The sequence below is a fragment of the Cupriavidus sp. genome, from assembly GCF_057315035.1.
In genome coordinates, this window is the sequence record NZ_DBHKYV010000008.1 from 55,844 (window position 1) to 69,045 (window position 13,202).

Below are 13,202 nucleotides of genomic sequence, written 5' to 3' on the forward strand. Positions count from 1 at the left end.
GATGGGCGATCCGATCGACGTCGATGCCGTCTTGTACGGTCTCATGGACGAACTGGCTGCGATCGAGCATGAGCGCTGGTCACATTGGCAGCGATACATGCATTCAAAGGGCGTCAGGCAAGCAGACGGCTCGCTCGTCTTGCCTGCCGAACTGGTGGAACGATGGGATCGGCAAGCGGCGACGGACTACCATGATCTCAGCGCCAAAGAGAAGCAAAGCGACCGCGATCAAGTTAGTCGCTACCTGCCCCTAATAGCCACCGCTCTCAATGCTCGTTCTTGATGTTAGGTCGTTACTTTGCTGCCGCAACGCCGCCGCGCCGGAAACTGCGCGACCTTATATTGCGTGAAAGTCCTATAATCCAATTTCGAGGGGCCGTTTAGGACGATCAACGAATGCGGAGCAGCTTGCGATAGTCGCCATTCATCATGGCGATGCCGTCGCGGACCAGGCGCACGACGAATGACCGCGAGGCCGACATTTTCCAGTCGCTCGCGGAAAGACGGGCAGCGTCATCGCGTCCCAGCGCTGTCGCGATTTCGCGGTAGGTTGCGCCGTTCTGACGGAGGTCTATCGCGCGGAGCATCAGGTCGAGCCGTGCGAGCCGATAGGCCGTCAGCGGCCAGCCGCGCGGCAGCGGCCCGGCTGTCCGGCCGAGCAGACGCCGGTGAAAGCGCAGCAGGCTCGCGATCCGGGTGATGAAGTCCTTGTCGAGCGGAATGATCGCGGCGAGCGGCTTGCCCGGTGCAGGATCGCGCAGCCACAGCCGATGCTCGCCGGCCGCGTCGGCGACGACGACATGGCGGCCGTCGATCCCGGCCAGGTCGGCGAGCAGCGCGCCCAGCGCGCGCGGAGGGACCGGGGCGGCGGTCTCAAATCCCTCCGGCGCGGCGTCGAGAATGACCGTGACGGCGGTCAGCTCCGGGCGCCAGATGACCGACTCTAAAAGCTCATCCGGCGCCGTGGCGAAAGGACAACCCCCAGCGCCGCGCGAACGCCGTCTCGGCGGCGTTCTTCGCGACGGCGCCGCTCGCGATGCGCTGCTGCATCTGCGTGTGTTCGGCGCGATAGGTGCGGTTTCGGCGTAGGAACTCAGCTGCTAAATCGGCGCGCCCGAGGGCGTCGGACAGTCCGCCGGCGCGCCGCTGGCGACGCCCAGGTGGCGTCGGCATTGCATCCTCCCCGCCGCGCTCTGCGCGGATTTCGGAGAACGCAACATCGTCGCCGCCTTACCTACAGGATAGAGCGAAGATCGCGCACAACCATGTCGCGCGGGCGGGACCATAACAACCGAACTCGATCCAAATTGGAGTTCAATTTTAACGGTTTAGCGGGGGCTGACAGCCGAGCAGATGAGCATATCCCACCTCTGTTATCCACCGCGCGCGAGCTAGATGAGTGTCATGCATCGTCTTCGCACGATCCGGCTCCACGGCGGCGTCGATGCCGAAAATCAGTCCCGCTGCCTCGCGCCAATCGGTTCCATCTGCGTTAGCATCTAACAAGCGCAGATAGTCCGCCAAATGACCCTCGTCATAGCTGGTGAGCTGCTGCGAATCAGGCGCGCATTCATCGAATCCCATCTTGACCATGATGCCCCCGACTTCCCGCCCGCGTTAACCAATAAGCCAATGTCGGAGCATTTTCGATGCGCTCGTTCTGCATGACTGCGCGCGGAATCTGCAATGCCTCGACAATTCACAGGGCTGCTGATTTGCGGTGCGCCCCCGCAAACAGCTCCTGAACCCGTGATCGGGGAGTTGGAAAACCGGATTAACTCGGTTCCTACGACCTTTAGCACCGAGGCACCTGGACATACGTCGCAGGCTCCCCGACCGCATGGTCAAGGATCGCGACGCCGTCACGGCCGGCGCCGAACCGGTTAATCCGGGGTTTCCACACCCCAGGCCGCCGCGTAGCGGCCCGAGGACTTCATAGAACAGCACTGCCGAAATGACTACCCAAAGCGAGCCGGGCGGCAGCCCGGCGAGCGAACCTTTGCGGCCGCGCGGACCTTGGGGACGCGCGGCCGCCGCCGATCCGCCGCAGCGGATCGGCGCGGAAATGGCGAAGCCGCAGGGCCGAGCTCGGCCCTGCGGCGGCGATAGTTAGGCTTTGAGGCGCTGCATCCCTTCGGCCAGTGTCCAAAGCGCGCGATTGAGCGTCACGTTCTGGTCGATGCCGTTGATGGCGCGGGTCTGGCTGCGGCGGATACGGCCCTCGGCATTGCGCTTGCGGCCCTGTAATCCGCCCCGAACGACATTCTCCTGAATGACGTTGAACGTGGTCCACAGGCTGTCACCCATGTCCTCGCGGCGGCGCGGCTCGATGATCTGCTCGGGCCGCAACGGGCTTTCGTCCTCTCCGTAGCGCGCGACCAGGCTGACCTCGCCGAGTAAGCGGCGCTCTTCCTCGGAAAGCCGAACCTCCTTCATGGTCTCGCTGGCGTCGATCAGCCGGGGGAAGTCCTCCGCCACGGTGTAAACACCCTCGATTATATCGTGCTGGATGTTGCCCTTGTGCGGCACGCGGACCTCCTCGAACCGCTCGCCCGCGATCATGCTATTGGTGCAGACGAACCGCAGCATCCCGGCGAACATCTGATAGGCGCTGGTCCCGTCATGGCTGTTGACGATGATGACTTCGGCCGCCTCGGGCTTGCCGATACCGTCGTCCCGGCGCAGGCGCAGCATGTGCTTGGCGTGGCCGTGGCGGCTGCCGTCGCGCGGAACCGACTGAACCGCGAAGAAAGGGAACCATCCTTCCCGGCGCAGCCCCTCCACGATGTCGATGGTCGGAACATAGACATAGCGCTCCGAACGGCTGTCGTGCGCCTCGCGGGCGAAGATGGACGGCACGTGCCGATACAGCGCCTCGTTGTCGAGCGCCTCACGGCCGCTGATCTGATGGGCGTTGCGGCCGAACCGGGTGGCAAGCTGATGACACATGGCTGAACTCCTTGGGCTTGGGTTTCCGCGCAGCGGAACGCCGCGCTGAAACCCTGCCCGTCGGCGAGACCGGGGGTGCAACCGGAGTGGGCGGCTTCGCGGGGAACCGGCTGCACGGAACGCGCTCGCGCGTGAAGGAAGCTGGGCGGAAGCCGCTCCGAAGGGCGCTGGGGGCGGCGCCCCAAGCACCTCACAACATGCCGGGCCGATGGCCCGTCCATATTATGAACTGGCGAACCAACACACGAAGGCGCCCCGCTCAGAGGGAGCGGGGCGCCGTGTCGAGGTCAGCGCGACCAGATGAGAGCGTATTCGCCGGGGGTCTCGGTTTCGACCAGAGTGGCGTAGATCGGAGCCGCGAAGGTCGGATCGTCCAGCTTGACCGAGATGTAGTCGCGGTTCTCGCGGCTGGTCTTCTTCCATCCCGCGCCGCACTCGACCGTGCCGACCACGAGACGAAAATCGGGGGCCTTATCGCTCTCCTTCTCGATCGGACGGAGGGTGGCCTTTGCGTTGAGGGTGAGCGTCTTGATGGTTCCGCTGAAGGAGCCGTTGCCCGCCTGGGTGAAGGTGCCGATGGTGGCCATGTCGAAGTTCCTTTTGCTTCGGGCCACGACCGCCGCGGCCTCGATGGCGATCGGTGAAGCGGGGATGATCGGACGCGCACCGCTTGCGGCCGAAGCACAGCGGAGGATGGCGACGCGCGGCTTTTTTGTTTCGCGATGCAAAGCCGAAGGCGGCGGAAAAAAGCCGCGCGGCGCCGTTGCGCCAGGCCGATCAAGGCGAAGCCGGCCCCGGTTAGATCAAGCCAATCGAGAGGCCGCGCGGTTGTCGCCGAGCCGGAAATTCTACGCCGTGGCTATGATGGGCATCGTCAGTCGGAGGGCATTCGCTTCTTTGCTGGACCGCGCCAGGCTCACCTCGCAAGTAATCCTTCGCAAAGACTACAGGAGAGCGAACGCCGCTGACGCTCCCTATGTGTTCGCCGAGATCCCGCGCGAGGCTGGCATAGACCGTCGCTCATCGCCCGCATCATAGTCGCCGAGCGGTCCCGCCGCGTGGGTCTGCAACTTTACTCGACGAACCCACCTCCAGAAATGCAACGGTCGATCCGCTATCAGCACGCCGCCCCGCGTCCTCGGAGCGGGGCGCCTGTGCAATGGGAAAGCGGCCGCGCCCCAACGGGCGCGGCCGCGATTTTTCGCCGGTCACAAAAAGAAGCCGGGACCGCTCGCGCGGTCCCGGCCCCGTGCCGCTATTCGGCGGCGACAGCAAAGGATGCTTCGCTGTCCTCCACTTCGGGCGGCTGCTCCACGCTATCCGCGTCCTCCGGCTCCGCAGGCGCGGGGTCCGCTCCCTCCGGTTCGGGCGTCCGCAGCACGGCAGGAAGCCAGCCGGTCCCGGAAAGAAGCTGCTCGGCGGCTTGCGCCATGTCCGGCTTCTTCATGTCCGCGATGCGGCGAGCGGCGTCCTCGGACACGCCTTCGGTCACAGCGTCCACGATATGCGCCTTGGTGACGCGGCCAAGGTAGCTGTCCACGGTCGGCGTCCAGTCCTTCGCCACGTCCAGCGCCAGCGCGTCCGCCAGCCTGTCCGCCGTTTGCAGCGACCGGGGCTTGCGGTCCCACGGCAACCGCAGAGCGTTGACGGTGCGAGCCGCGCAATGCGCCAGCAACGCAATCCGCTTCGCCTCGTCCAGCCCGACGATGAAGCCCCACAGGTCCGCCACGTCGCGCGGCATCCGCTCGGCCCATGCCTCGTGCTGCTCGCTCGCCCGTGCCGCCAATGGCGTGTCCTCGATCCCGTCCGCATGGCTCCCCAAGGGGGTCACGGTCGGACGAACCTCAAGGCAACCGGCCTCCGCATAGCTGTAGAAAAGTTGCGCGGTCAGCGTGTGGGTCAGCGCGATCAGGGCCATATCGGGCTGCTCGGCCAGCGCCACGCGAAGCGCCAGCGTCCGATAGGCGGACAGGTCACGGGTGAGGCTGTCGGAAATCGGCTTGCCCGGGTCTTCGTCCTCGTCGGCATCCTGCACGTCCTCGTCGCCGTCCTCCGGCTGCTCGTCGTCGCCCATCTGCGGCTCGGTCGCATCGCCTTCTTCCGGCTCCGGCTGGGGGTCCGCCAACGCCTCGTCCTCGGCCCGCACGAAACCGCGCTCGACCCTGACCGTGCCGTCATGTTGAAGTACGACGAACGCACCGCCATTGGCGATCACATTGGGGTCGTAGGCGGAACGCTTGGCGGACAGGGCGTCCATTTCGGCGTCCAGCGCACGGGCTTTCGCCGCCAAATCCTCGGGCATTTCATCCAGCGAGTCATAGCCGTCGACGATCTGGTCGTACTCGGCCCATGCCTCATCGACCCGCGCCTCCTCCTCGTCGGACAGGGCGACGGTCTGCGGATAGAAGCGCCGCATCCCGTGGGCGTGGGGATAGTCGATATGCGCCTCGGCCCATTTCCAGCCCTCGGCCTGAACGCGCTCGGCAACTTCGCGCAATTTCTCGACGGCGAGCGTATCGAGCAAACCCGCATCCTCGAAGAACCCGCCACGATCCTCGCTGAACAGGTCGCGGATGATGTTGCCGCCCGCTTCCGCGTAAGCTTCGGCTCCGACGAATATCGCGCGCCGGTCCTCTGCCACGACATTGCTTGCGGTCATGTCGCGCCGGATGATCCACGGTTCGCGGTTGTGATGCAGGTTGGCGAAAACCTGCTCCTGCCGGTCATGGTCCTCGGTGATAGCGAAGGCCATAAGCTGATCCAGCGTAAGACCGTCCTCCCGATAGACCTGCAACAGCTTGGGCGAGACAGCGCCAAGGCGAAGCCGCTGCTTCACCACGCCAGCCGACACGCCAAACCGCGCGCCGATTTCTTCCACGCCATAGCCCTTGCTTTCGGACAGTTCGCGGAACCGCTCGAACTGGTCGGCGGGGTGCATAGGGGTCCGGGTCACGTTCTCGTCCAGACTGATTTCGGACGGATCGTTGGCGGTATCGAGCCAGCAGCGCACGACTTCCGACTTCTTGATCTGCTTGCGCTTGGCGCGCAGCAACATCGCCAGCCTGCGGCCTTCACCAGCGGTAACGAGATAGTTGCCGGTCGGCGTCCCGTCCTCCTTGGTTTCCGGCTCTACGACAAGGTTCTGGATCAGCCCCTTGTGCTGGATCGAAGCGGCCAGCGCCTCGATAGCGGCTTCCCCATGCGGCACCTTGCGGGCATTGCGCGGGGACTTCTTGAGCTTGGCGAGCGGCACGAAAATCTCGACGCCCGACACAGGCTCGGCGGCTAGGATTTCGGTAACAGCGTTCATCACACTTCTCCTAAAAACCACACTCACCCCGGAATGGGGTGGGCGGCGAAGAAGCTTGCCGTTGGCCCGCTGGCGGAGCCGGGCAGCATCCGCAGGACCGGAACGCAGTGGAGGACGCGCCAACAGCGCGTTGCGGCCCGGCGCGGCGGGCCTAAAGGGAAGCGTCGCCCACCCCATCGACGGGGAGAGAAACGACCAGATGCGATCGGGCTGGCGCAGCCCTGGCTCGATCTCCGCAGATCGGAAAGACAACAATCCGCGCAGCGGATTGCCGAACGGCGCAGCAGCGCCACCCCGCCATGCTGATCGTCACCCGGCAGGGACGAGACCCGTCAGGGGCTCGGTCGGAGCGCAGCGGAGATAGAGCGGCGGTCCCGTAGGGAGGCGCCAAGCCATTCTGCTGACCTTGCTTTTCCAGCCTATTTCGATTATATTTTAATCGGGTTGATAGCAGGTGATGAACATGGCGACTGAGACAAAAGTGTTGACCGCACACGTCCCGCTGCACCTCGCGGAGAAGGTTGAAGCAATGGCCTCGCGGCTCGAACGCTCGCGTGGCTGGGTGATGAAACAGGCGCTCGCCGCCTGGGTTGATCAGGAGGAGGAGCGTCACCGCATGACGCTCGAAGCAATGGAAGATGTCGATGCCGGGCGCGTGATCGACCATCAGGCCGTGCGCGCTTGGGCGGACAGCCTCGGCACTGACACCCCGCTGCCGCCGCCTTCGGCATGAGGATCAAGTGGACCGGCAAGGCGTCCTCGGATTTGGTGCGGCTGCACGAGCATCTGCGTCCGGTTGCCCCGGAGGCGGCGGCGCGGGTCGTGCAGCAGCTCTCGCGCGCGCCGGATCGGCTGCTCGACTATCCCCGGATCGGCGAGAAGCTGGACGCCTACGAGCCGCGCGAGGTTCGGCGCATCATCGTCGGCAATTACGAGCTGCGCTACGAGATTGCGGATGCGACGATCTTCATCCTGCGCCTGTGGCATTGCCGCGAGGAGCGCAGCTTCGAGTCGGACGACTGACGATGAGGCCGGCCGCATCGAACGCTACGATGCAGCGCGCCGCCCTTCGCCCCTATCTGCGCTTCGCCGCGACAGAGGCTTTGCATGAGGCGCGAGCGCGAAGCAGCCTGTCGGGATGGCCCTTGCCCGCAAAGTCCATCGTCGCCCCCATCGTCGCCGGGCCGAATGCCCGGACGACCTGTTCGACTATGCCACGCTGCCGGTCGGCAGCCTCCGTCCTTGCGCGGGGAAAAGCCCGAAGGACGATCTTTCGACCTGGACCGTCACCGACGACTGGCCCGAGCGCGTGCCGGTCACGAGTGCGGAAGTGGATGTGTTCGAGGCATGGTTCGGCGACGTTTTCGACGAGCTGTTCGGGCCGTGCCAATGATGTGAGGAGTTCGCTACCATGACCGTGCCGCTGCGCGCCGCCCTTTACCTGCGCGTTTCAACGGCGCGGCAGGCCGAGCATGACGTGTCGATCCCCGATCAGCGCAAGCAGGGCGAAGCCTATTGCCTGTCGCGGGGACTGGAGCTGGTCGATACCTTCGTCGAGGCCGGCGCATCGGCGACGAACGACCGGCGGCCCGAGTTCCAGCGCATGATCGAGGCCGGGACCAGCAAGCCCGCGTCGTTCGACGTAGTGGTGGTCCACAGCTTCTCGCGCTTCTTCCGCGATCACTTCGAACTGGAGTTCTACGTTCGCAAGCTCGCCAAGAACGGCGTCAAGCTGTTGTCGATCACGCAGGAAATGGGCGACGATCCGATGCACGTCATGATGCGTCAGATCATGGCGCTGTTCGACGAATATCAGTCGAAGGAGAATGCGAAGCACGTCCTTCGCGCGCTCAAGGAAAATGCCCGGCAAGGCTTCTGGAACGGCTCGCTGCCGCCGATCGGATATCGCGTGGTCGATGCCGAGCAACGCGGCGCGAAGATGAAGAAGAAGCTGGAGATCGACCCGATCCACGCCGACACGGTGCGGCTGGCGTTCAAGCTGGCGCTGGAAGGCGACGGCACATCCGGCCCGATGGGCGTGAAGTCGATCACCAAGCATCTCAACGAGCGCCGTATCTTCACGCGCGACGGCGGCCGCTGGGGCATCGGCACGGTTCATCGGATGCTGACCCGGCCGACCTATATCGGCCGCCACGAGTTCAACAAGCGCGGCAAGAGCAAGGAATTGAAGCCCTCCGAGGAAGTGATCGCGGTCGAGGTTCCGGCGATCATCGACCAGGCCACGTTCGATGCGGTGCAGGCACATTTCAAGGCGCGCAACCCGAAGGTCGCCCATCCGCAGGTCGTCGGTGGCCCGACGCTGCTGACGGGCCTGATCCATTGCGGGAAGTGCGGCGGCGCGATGACGATTCGCACCGGGAAGGGTGGGCGCTATCGCTATTACACCTGTTCGATGAAGGCGCGGCAGGGCGCGACCGCCTGCGAGGGCATGACGGTTTCGATGGAGCGGCTGGACGATCTGGTCGCAAACTATCTGGCCGACCGGCTGCTCGATCCCGACCGGCTGGAGGATGTACTAGCCGAGGTTCTGGATCGTCGACAGGAGCGCAGCGACCGGCGCCGCGAGCATATCGCGGAATTGAACCGGCGATCCGCCGAGACCGAGCTGCGCCTGAAACGGCTCTACGACGCGATCGAAAGCGGCGTCGCCGATTTGGACGATCCGGCGCTCAGGGATCGCATCGTCGCCTTGAAGGCGACTCGCGATCAGGCGCGGGCGGATGCCGAGCGGGCCTCGGCCCTCCTGCTCAACTCGACGCAGCAGGCCATCACGCCGGCCACGTTGCGAAAGTTCGCGTCAACGGCGCGGCGGCGCATCCGCACGGAAGGCGGCGGCTATCGCCGCGACCATCTTCGCGCCTTGGCGCAGCGGGTCGAGGTCGATCGCGGCGAGGTCCGCATCATGGGATCGAAGAGCAACCTGCTCCGCGTGCTGGCCGCCAATGGCGTAGCCACGGCGGCGGGCGGAGTGCCCATCGTTGTTCCGAAGTGGCGGAGAGGGTGGGATTCGAACCCACGGTACCGTCGCCGGTACGCCTGATTTCGAGTCAGGTACATTCGACCACTCTGCCACCTCTCCGGTAACTTGGTCGACCGCTTGGTGAGCGGCGAAACCAAGATTATAGGGACATTGCTACCTGCAACGCAAGCCCCCTCTACAACATTTTTTTACGCTTCCGGTTCCAGTCGCGTGATGCCGCCCATGTACGGCTGGAGTGCCTTGGGCACCGTCAGCGAGCCATCGGCATTCTGGTAGTTTTCCAGGATCGCCACCAGCGTGCGGCCCACGGCCAGGCCCGAACCGTTCAGCGTATGCACGAGTTCTGGCTTGCCCTGCCCGGCGCGCGAGCGTGCCTGCATGCGGCGCGCCTGGAAATCGCCCATATTCGAGCACGAACTGATTTCCCGGTAGGTGTTCTGCGCCGGGATCCACACCTCGATGTCGTAGGTCTTGGTGCTGCCAAAGCCCATGTCGCCCGTGCACAGCACCACGGTACGGAACGGCAGTTCGAGCTTCTTCAGGATCGTTTCGGCATGGCCGGTCATTTGCTCGAGCGCATCCATCGACTGGTCGGCCGGCACCACCTGCACCATCTCGACCTTGTCGAACTGGTGCTGGCGGATCATGCCGCGCGTGTCCTTGCCGTACGAACCGGCTTCGGAACGGAAGCACGGCGTATGGGCCACGTAACGCAGCGGCAGCTTTTCGGCAGCCACGATCGCATCGCGAACCATATTGGTCAGCGGCACTTCGGCGGTCGGGATCAGGTAGAAGTTCTCGATGGTGTCCTGGCCATCTTCGCCACCCACCTTGCGCGGCACCTTGAACAGGTCGTCCTCGAACTTCGGCAACTGGCCGGTGCCACGCATCGATGCGGCATTGACGATGTACGGCACGTACATCTCGGTGTAGCCGTGCTCCAGCGTGTGCGTATCCACCATCAGTTGCACCAGCGCGCGATGCATGCGCGCCACGCCACCACGCAGGAATGCGAAGCGCGAGCCGGTGACCTTCGATGCGGTTTCGAAATCGAGACCGAGCTTCCCGCCAACGTCGACGTGATCCTTGACCTCGAAGTCGAACGTGCGCGGCGTGCCAATGCGGCGCACTTCGACGTTCTGCGTCTCGTCCTTGCCCACCGGCACGCTTTCATGCGGCAGGTTCGGGATCGACATCATGGCGTCGTTGAGCTGGCCCTGGATCTGTGCCAGGCGCTCGGCCGAGGCCTTCAGGGTATCGCCGATACCGGCAACTTCGGCCATCGGGGCCGATGCGTCCTCGCCCTTGCCCTTGAGCATGCCGATCTGCTTGGACAGCGTGTTACGACGGGCCTGCAGCTCCTCGGTCTGGGTCTGCAACTGCTTGCGTTCGGCCTCCAGGCCCTGGAACGTAGCCACGTCGAGTTGGAATCCGCGCGTGGCGAGGCGCTGGGCCACGGCGTCGATGTCTTTGCGGAACAGCTGGATGTCGAGCATATTGCAGTCGGTGTGCAAATCGGTGTGCGGTGCCGGCAACATGCCGGCGAACGCGACATTTTACTGCACCGCCATGGCCGGACGGCGCCGAATCTGTGCCGTTTTCACCGGCTGTTCGCCGGATCGGCGCGCGCGCTCAGCCGTTGCCGCCCTTTTCGCGGTCCTTGTGCTCGCGATGCCACGCCGCATCGAGGTCGCGCAAATGCCGCAGCTTGTCGGCAATCTTGCCCTCCAGCCCGCGCGGTACAGGCTGGTACCAGTCCTGGCGCCGCAGGTCGTCCGGCAGGTAGTGCTCGCCGGCCGCATAGGCTTCCGGTTCATCGTGCGCATAGCGGTAGGCGTGACCGTAGCCGAGTTCCTTCATCAGCCGGGTCGGTGCATTGCGCAAATGCACGGGCACGGGACGCGACTTGTCCTTGGCAACGAACGCGCGTACCGCGTTGTAGGCGTTGTAACCGGCGTTCGACTTGGGCGCCACGGCCAGGTAGATCAGCGCCTGGGCCAGCGCCAGTTCACCTTCGGGCGACCCAAGGCGTTCGTACGTTTCCGACGCATCGAGCGTGATGCGCGCTGCGCGCGGATCGGCCAGGCCGATGTCTTCCCACGCCATCCGCACGATGCGCCGCGCCAGGTAGCGCGGATCGGCACCGCCATCGAGCATGCGGCAGAACCAGTACAGCGCGCCGTCCGGGTCGGAGCCACGCACCGACTTGTGCAGCGCGCTGATCTGGTCGTAGAACGCATCCCCGCCCTTGTCGAAACGGCGCAGGTTTTCCGAGATTGCGCTGCCCAGCAATGCGGTGTCGATGGCCTGCACGCCGGCATTGCGCGCGGCGCGCACCACGATTTCGATATTGTTGAGCAGCTTGCGGCCATCGCCATCGGCCGAACCGACGATCAGGCCCATGGCCTCGTCGTCCCATGTCACGCCGCCCAGCTCCTCGCTGGCGCGCAGCACCAATTGCTTGAGTTCACTCTCGTCGAGACTCTTGAGCACGTAGACCGCCGCGCGCGACAGCAGCGCGCCGTTGACCTCGAACGACGGGTTCTCGGTGGTCGCGCCAATGAACACGAACAGCCCGCTTTCCACGTGCGGCAGGAACGCGTCCTGCTGGCTCTTGTTGAAGCGATGCACCTCATCGACGAACACCAGCGTGCGACGGCCATGGGCGCGGAACTGCTCGGCGCGCTCGACGGCCTCGCGAATGTCCTTGACACCCGACAGCACGGCCGACAACGCGATGAACTCGGCATCGAAGGCGTCGGCCATCAATCTGGCCAGCGTGGTCTTGCCCACACCGGGCGGGCCCCACAGGATCATCGAGTGCGGTTCGCCCGATGCAAAGGCCACGCGCAGCGGCTTGCCGGCGCCCAGCAGGTGCTGCTGGCCAATGACTTCGTCGATATTGCGCGGGCGCAGGCGCTCCGCGAGCGGTTGCCGGGAACGGTCAGGGGGGTCGGAGAACAGCGAATCCGCCACGGTGTACAAGCCTTTCAATCGGGTGCGGCCGCCAACGCGGCACGGAACGCCACAGTGTAGACGATCCCGCGTGCGCGGATTTTTTGACCGGCGGGCTCAAGTCCGACTTCAACTGCGCCGATAGCACCCAATGGCCCGCGCTTCAAGCCACGCGGGAAATCCGACGCCGGCGTCACGACCGGCAGCTCACCGCAGAACGACTGTTTTCGAATTTCGGGGATTTGTATGCTGCGTTACCGCATGCTGATGTTCAAGCTGAACCGCCTGGCGAGCAAGAACAAGCTCAATGGCGTGGAAGAGATCTCGCTGGCCGGCCAGTTCGCCGAACTGATCGAATCACAGGAAGACGCCGACCGTGTCATCACCGACCTGTTCGACCATGAAAACGCGCACGTGCGTCGTATCGGCCTGGCCGCGATCCGCCGCACGCACCGCTATGGCGGCCGAGTGTTGCTGCCGGCGCTGTTGCGCCGCATGGCCGACGCCGAAGGCTGGATCCGCCACGATGCGGTCTGGATCGTGCAGGACGCGACGCTCGACGGGGCCGAACTGCGCGCAGCATTGCGCCGTGTGGCGGGCAATGTGCGCCTGCCGCAGGATGCGGTCCGCGCCAAGCAGAATCCGGCCGATGGCCAACTGCATGCCGCGGTGCGTGCGCGCCAGTATCTTGATGTGCTGATCGCGAAGTCAGCGGCCGCTCACAACGATGCACTGGCAGCCGGCGGCGGCCTGGCCGGTGCAACCGACGGCAAACCTTATGCGCAGGACTCGGTAGGCCATATCCGCGCGGTGCATCGCCAGTTACAGCGCAAGACGGCCGGGCGCAAGCTCAAGAGCAGCACCAAGCTCACCTTCCGCAAGATAGAGCCGCGTTACGAGGAAAACGACAACCGGCGGTTCCTGCTCTGATCATGCTGCACCGCCTCATTGAGCATCCTTGCCGCCAGATCTGAATTCTTTCGACAT

General features: G+C 64.8%; 14 protein-coding genes, 1 tRNA gene and 1 pseudogene. 7 read left to right on the plus strand and 9 right to left on the minus strand.

What is annotated here, in order from left to right; all coding sequences use genetic code 11:
- Window position 1: 1 nt before the first annotated feature.
- On the plus strand, window positions 2–283 hold the full coding sequence (locus ACO550_RS13400) for a hypothetical protein (protein ID WP_021691178.1): 282 nt from the start codon (window positions 2–4) through the stop codon (window positions 281–283).
- 106 nt (window positions 284–389) lie between these two features.
- Here ACO550_RS13400 and ACO550_RS13405 read toward each other — a convergent pair whose 3' ends face one another.
- The 5 genes from ACO550_RS13405 to ACO550_RS13425 form a co-directional block, all read right to left on the minus strand.
- On the minus strand, window positions 390–935 hold the full coding sequence (locus ACO550_RS13405; protein WP_419723065.1) for a DUF2285 domain-containing protein: 546 nt from the start codon (window positions 933–935) through the stop codon (window positions 390–392).
- Between the two features lie 16 nt (window positions 936–951).
- A complete protein-coding gene (locus ACO550_RS13410) occupies window positions 952–1,173 on the minus strand; it encodes a transcriptional regulator domain-containing protein (RefSeq protein ID WP_021691175.1) in 222 nt (73 codons plus the stop codon).
- Window positions 1,174–1,320: 147 nt separating this feature from the next.
- Window positions 1,321–1,593, minus strand: coding sequence for a DNA -binding domain-containing protein (locus tag ACO550_RS13415; protein ID WP_021691174.1), 273 nt, complete (start codon window positions 1,591–1,593; stop codon window positions 1,321–1,323).
- 516 nt (window positions 1,594–2,109) lie between these two features.
- The gene (locus ACO550_RS13420; protein WP_021691173.1) at window positions 2,110–2,949 is read right to left on the minus strand and encodes a DUF932 domain-containing protein; all 840 of its coding nucleotides are present in this window, start codon (window positions 2,947–2,949) and stop codon (window positions 2,110–2,112) included.
- Window positions 2,950–3,236: 287 nt separating this feature from the next.
- Complete coding sequence (locus ACO550_RS13425) at window positions 3,237–3,536, minus strand: DUF736 domain-containing protein (protein WP_021691172.1); 300 nt, start codon at window positions 3,534–3,536, stop codon at window positions 3,237–3,239.
- Here ACO550_RS13425 and ACO550_RS13430 point away from each other — a divergent pair.
- Window positions 3,535–3,987, plus strand: a complete 453-nt coding sequence (locus ACO550_RS13430; protein ID WP_315592559.1) for a hypothetical protein — start codon at window positions 3,535–3,537, stop codon at window positions 3,985–3,987. The two genes, ACO550_RS13425 and ACO550_RS13430, sit on opposite strands and share 2 nt — an antisense overlap.
- A 217-nt stretch (window positions 3,988–4,204) precedes the next feature.
- Here the strand turns inward: ACO550_RS13430 and ACO550_RS13435 are convergent, their stop codons facing one another.
- Complete coding sequence (locus ACO550_RS13435) at window positions 4,205–6,259, minus strand: ParB/RepB/Spo0J family partition protein (RefSeq protein WP_021691171.1); 2,055 nt, start codon at window positions 6,257–6,259, stop codon at window positions 4,205–4,207.
- A 463-nt stretch (window positions 6,260–6,722) separates the two neighbouring features.
- Here ACO550_RS13435 and ACO550_RS13440 point away from each other — a divergent pair, with 463 nt between their 5' ends.
- The 4 genes and pseudogenes from ACO550_RS13440 to ACO550_RS13455 form a co-directional block, all read left to right on the plus strand.
- Entirely contained in the window at window positions 6,723–6,992 is a 270-nt protein-coding gene (locus tag ACO550_RS13440; protein WP_021691170.1) for a CopG family ribbon-helix-helix protein, read from the plus strand.
- Entirely contained in the window at window positions 6,989–7,282 is a 294-nt protein-coding gene (locus tag ACO550_RS13445) for a type II toxin-antitoxin system RelE/ParE family toxin (protein ID WP_021691169.1), read from the plus strand. The genes ACO550_RS13440 and ACO550_RS13445 overlap by 4 nt, the downstream gene beginning before the upstream one ends.
- Window positions 7,283–7,397: 115 nt before the next feature.
- On the plus strand, window positions 7,398–7,652 hold the full coding sequence (locus ACO550_RS13450; protein WP_021691168.1) for a hypothetical protein: 255 nt from the start codon (window positions 7,398–7,400) through the stop codon (window positions 7,650–7,652).
- A gap of 18 nt (window positions 7,653–7,670) precedes the next feature.
- Window positions 7,671–8,696, plus strand: a pseudogene (locus ACO550_RS13455) (recombinase family protein); the annotation flags it as partial.
- A gap of 573 nt (window positions 8,697–9,269) precedes the next feature.
- Here ACO550_RS13455 and ACO550_RS13460 read toward each other — a convergent pair.
- From ACO550_RS13460 to ACO550_RS13470, 3 genes are all read right to left on the minus strand, one after another.
- Window positions 9,270–9,359, minus strand: a tRNA-Ser gene (locus tag ACO550_RS13460).
- Between the two features lie 89 nt (window positions 9,360–9,448).
- The gene (gene serS / locus ACO550_RS13465) at window positions 9,449–10,756 is read right to left on the minus strand and encodes a serine--tRNA ligase (RefSeq protein WP_315592558.1); all 1,308 of its coding nucleotides are present in this window, start codon (window positions 10,754–10,756) and stop codon (window positions 9,449–9,451) included.
- A 136-nt stretch (window positions 10,757–10,892) separates the two neighbouring features.
- Entirely contained in the window at window positions 10,893–12,236 is a 1,344-nt protein-coding gene (locus ACO550_RS13470; RefSeq protein WP_315592584.1) for a replication-associated recombination protein A, read from the minus strand.
- 225 nt (window positions 12,237–12,461) lie between these two features.
- On the opposite strand from ACO550_RS13470, the gene ACO550_RS13475 reads away from it, so the two are divergent.
- Complete coding sequence (locus ACO550_RS13475) at window positions 12,462–13,145, plus strand: hypothetical protein (protein WP_315592557.1); 684 nt, start codon at window positions 12,462–12,464, stop codon at window positions 13,143–13,145.
- Window positions 13,146–13,202: the final 57 nt, after the last annotated feature.

Bases quoted from the DNA above. Each gene is read 5' to 3' on its own strand.
- ACO550_RS13445 (WP_021691169.1), top strand. From the start codon at position 6,989: ATGAGGATCAAGTGGACCGGCAAGGCGTCCTCGGATTTGGTGCGGCTG.
- ACO550_RS13440 (WP_021691170.1), top strand. From the start codon at position 6,723: ATGGCGACTGAGACAAAAGTGTTGACCGCACACGTCCCGCTGCACCTC.
- ACO550_RS13435 (WP_021691171.1), bottom strand. From the start codon at position 6,259: ATGAACGCTGTTACCGAAATCCTAGCCGCCGAGCCTGTGTCGGGCGTC.
- ACO550_RS13410 (WP_021691175.1), bottom strand. From the start codon at position 1,173: ATGCCGACGCCACCTGGGCGTCGCCAGCGGCGCGCCGGCGGACTGTCC.
- ACO550_RS13415 (WP_021691174.1), bottom strand. From the start codon at position 1,593: ATGGTCAAGATGGGATTCGATGAATGCGCGCCTGATTCGCAGCAGCTC.
- ACO550_RS13430 (WP_315592559.1), top strand. From the start codon at position 3,535: ATGTCGAAGTTCCTTTTGCTTCGGGCCACGACCGCCGCGGCCTCGATG.
- ACO550_RS13475 (WP_315592557.1), top strand. From the start codon at position 12,462: ATGCTGCGTTACCGCATGCTGATGTTCAAGCTGAACCGCCTGGCGAGC.
- ACO550_RS13420 (WP_021691173.1), bottom strand. From the start codon at position 2,949: ATGTGTCATCAGCTTGCCACCCGGTTCGGCCGCAACGCCCATCAGATC.
- serS (WP_315592558.1), bottom strand. From the start codon at position 10,756: ATGCTCGACATCCAGCTGTTCCGCAAAGACATCGACGCCGTGGCCCAG.
- ACO550_RS13450 (WP_021691168.1), top strand. From the start codon at position 7,398: ATGGCCCTTGCCCGCAAAGTCCATCGTCGCCCCCATCGTCGCCGGGCC.
- ACO550_RS13425 (WP_021691172.1), bottom strand. From the start codon at position 3,536: ATGGCCACCATCGGCACCTTCACCCAGGCGGGCAACGGCTCCTTCAGC.
- ACO550_RS13400 (WP_021691178.1), top strand. From the start codon at position 2: ATGGGCGATCCGATCGACGTCGATGCCGTCTTGTACGGTCTCATGGAC.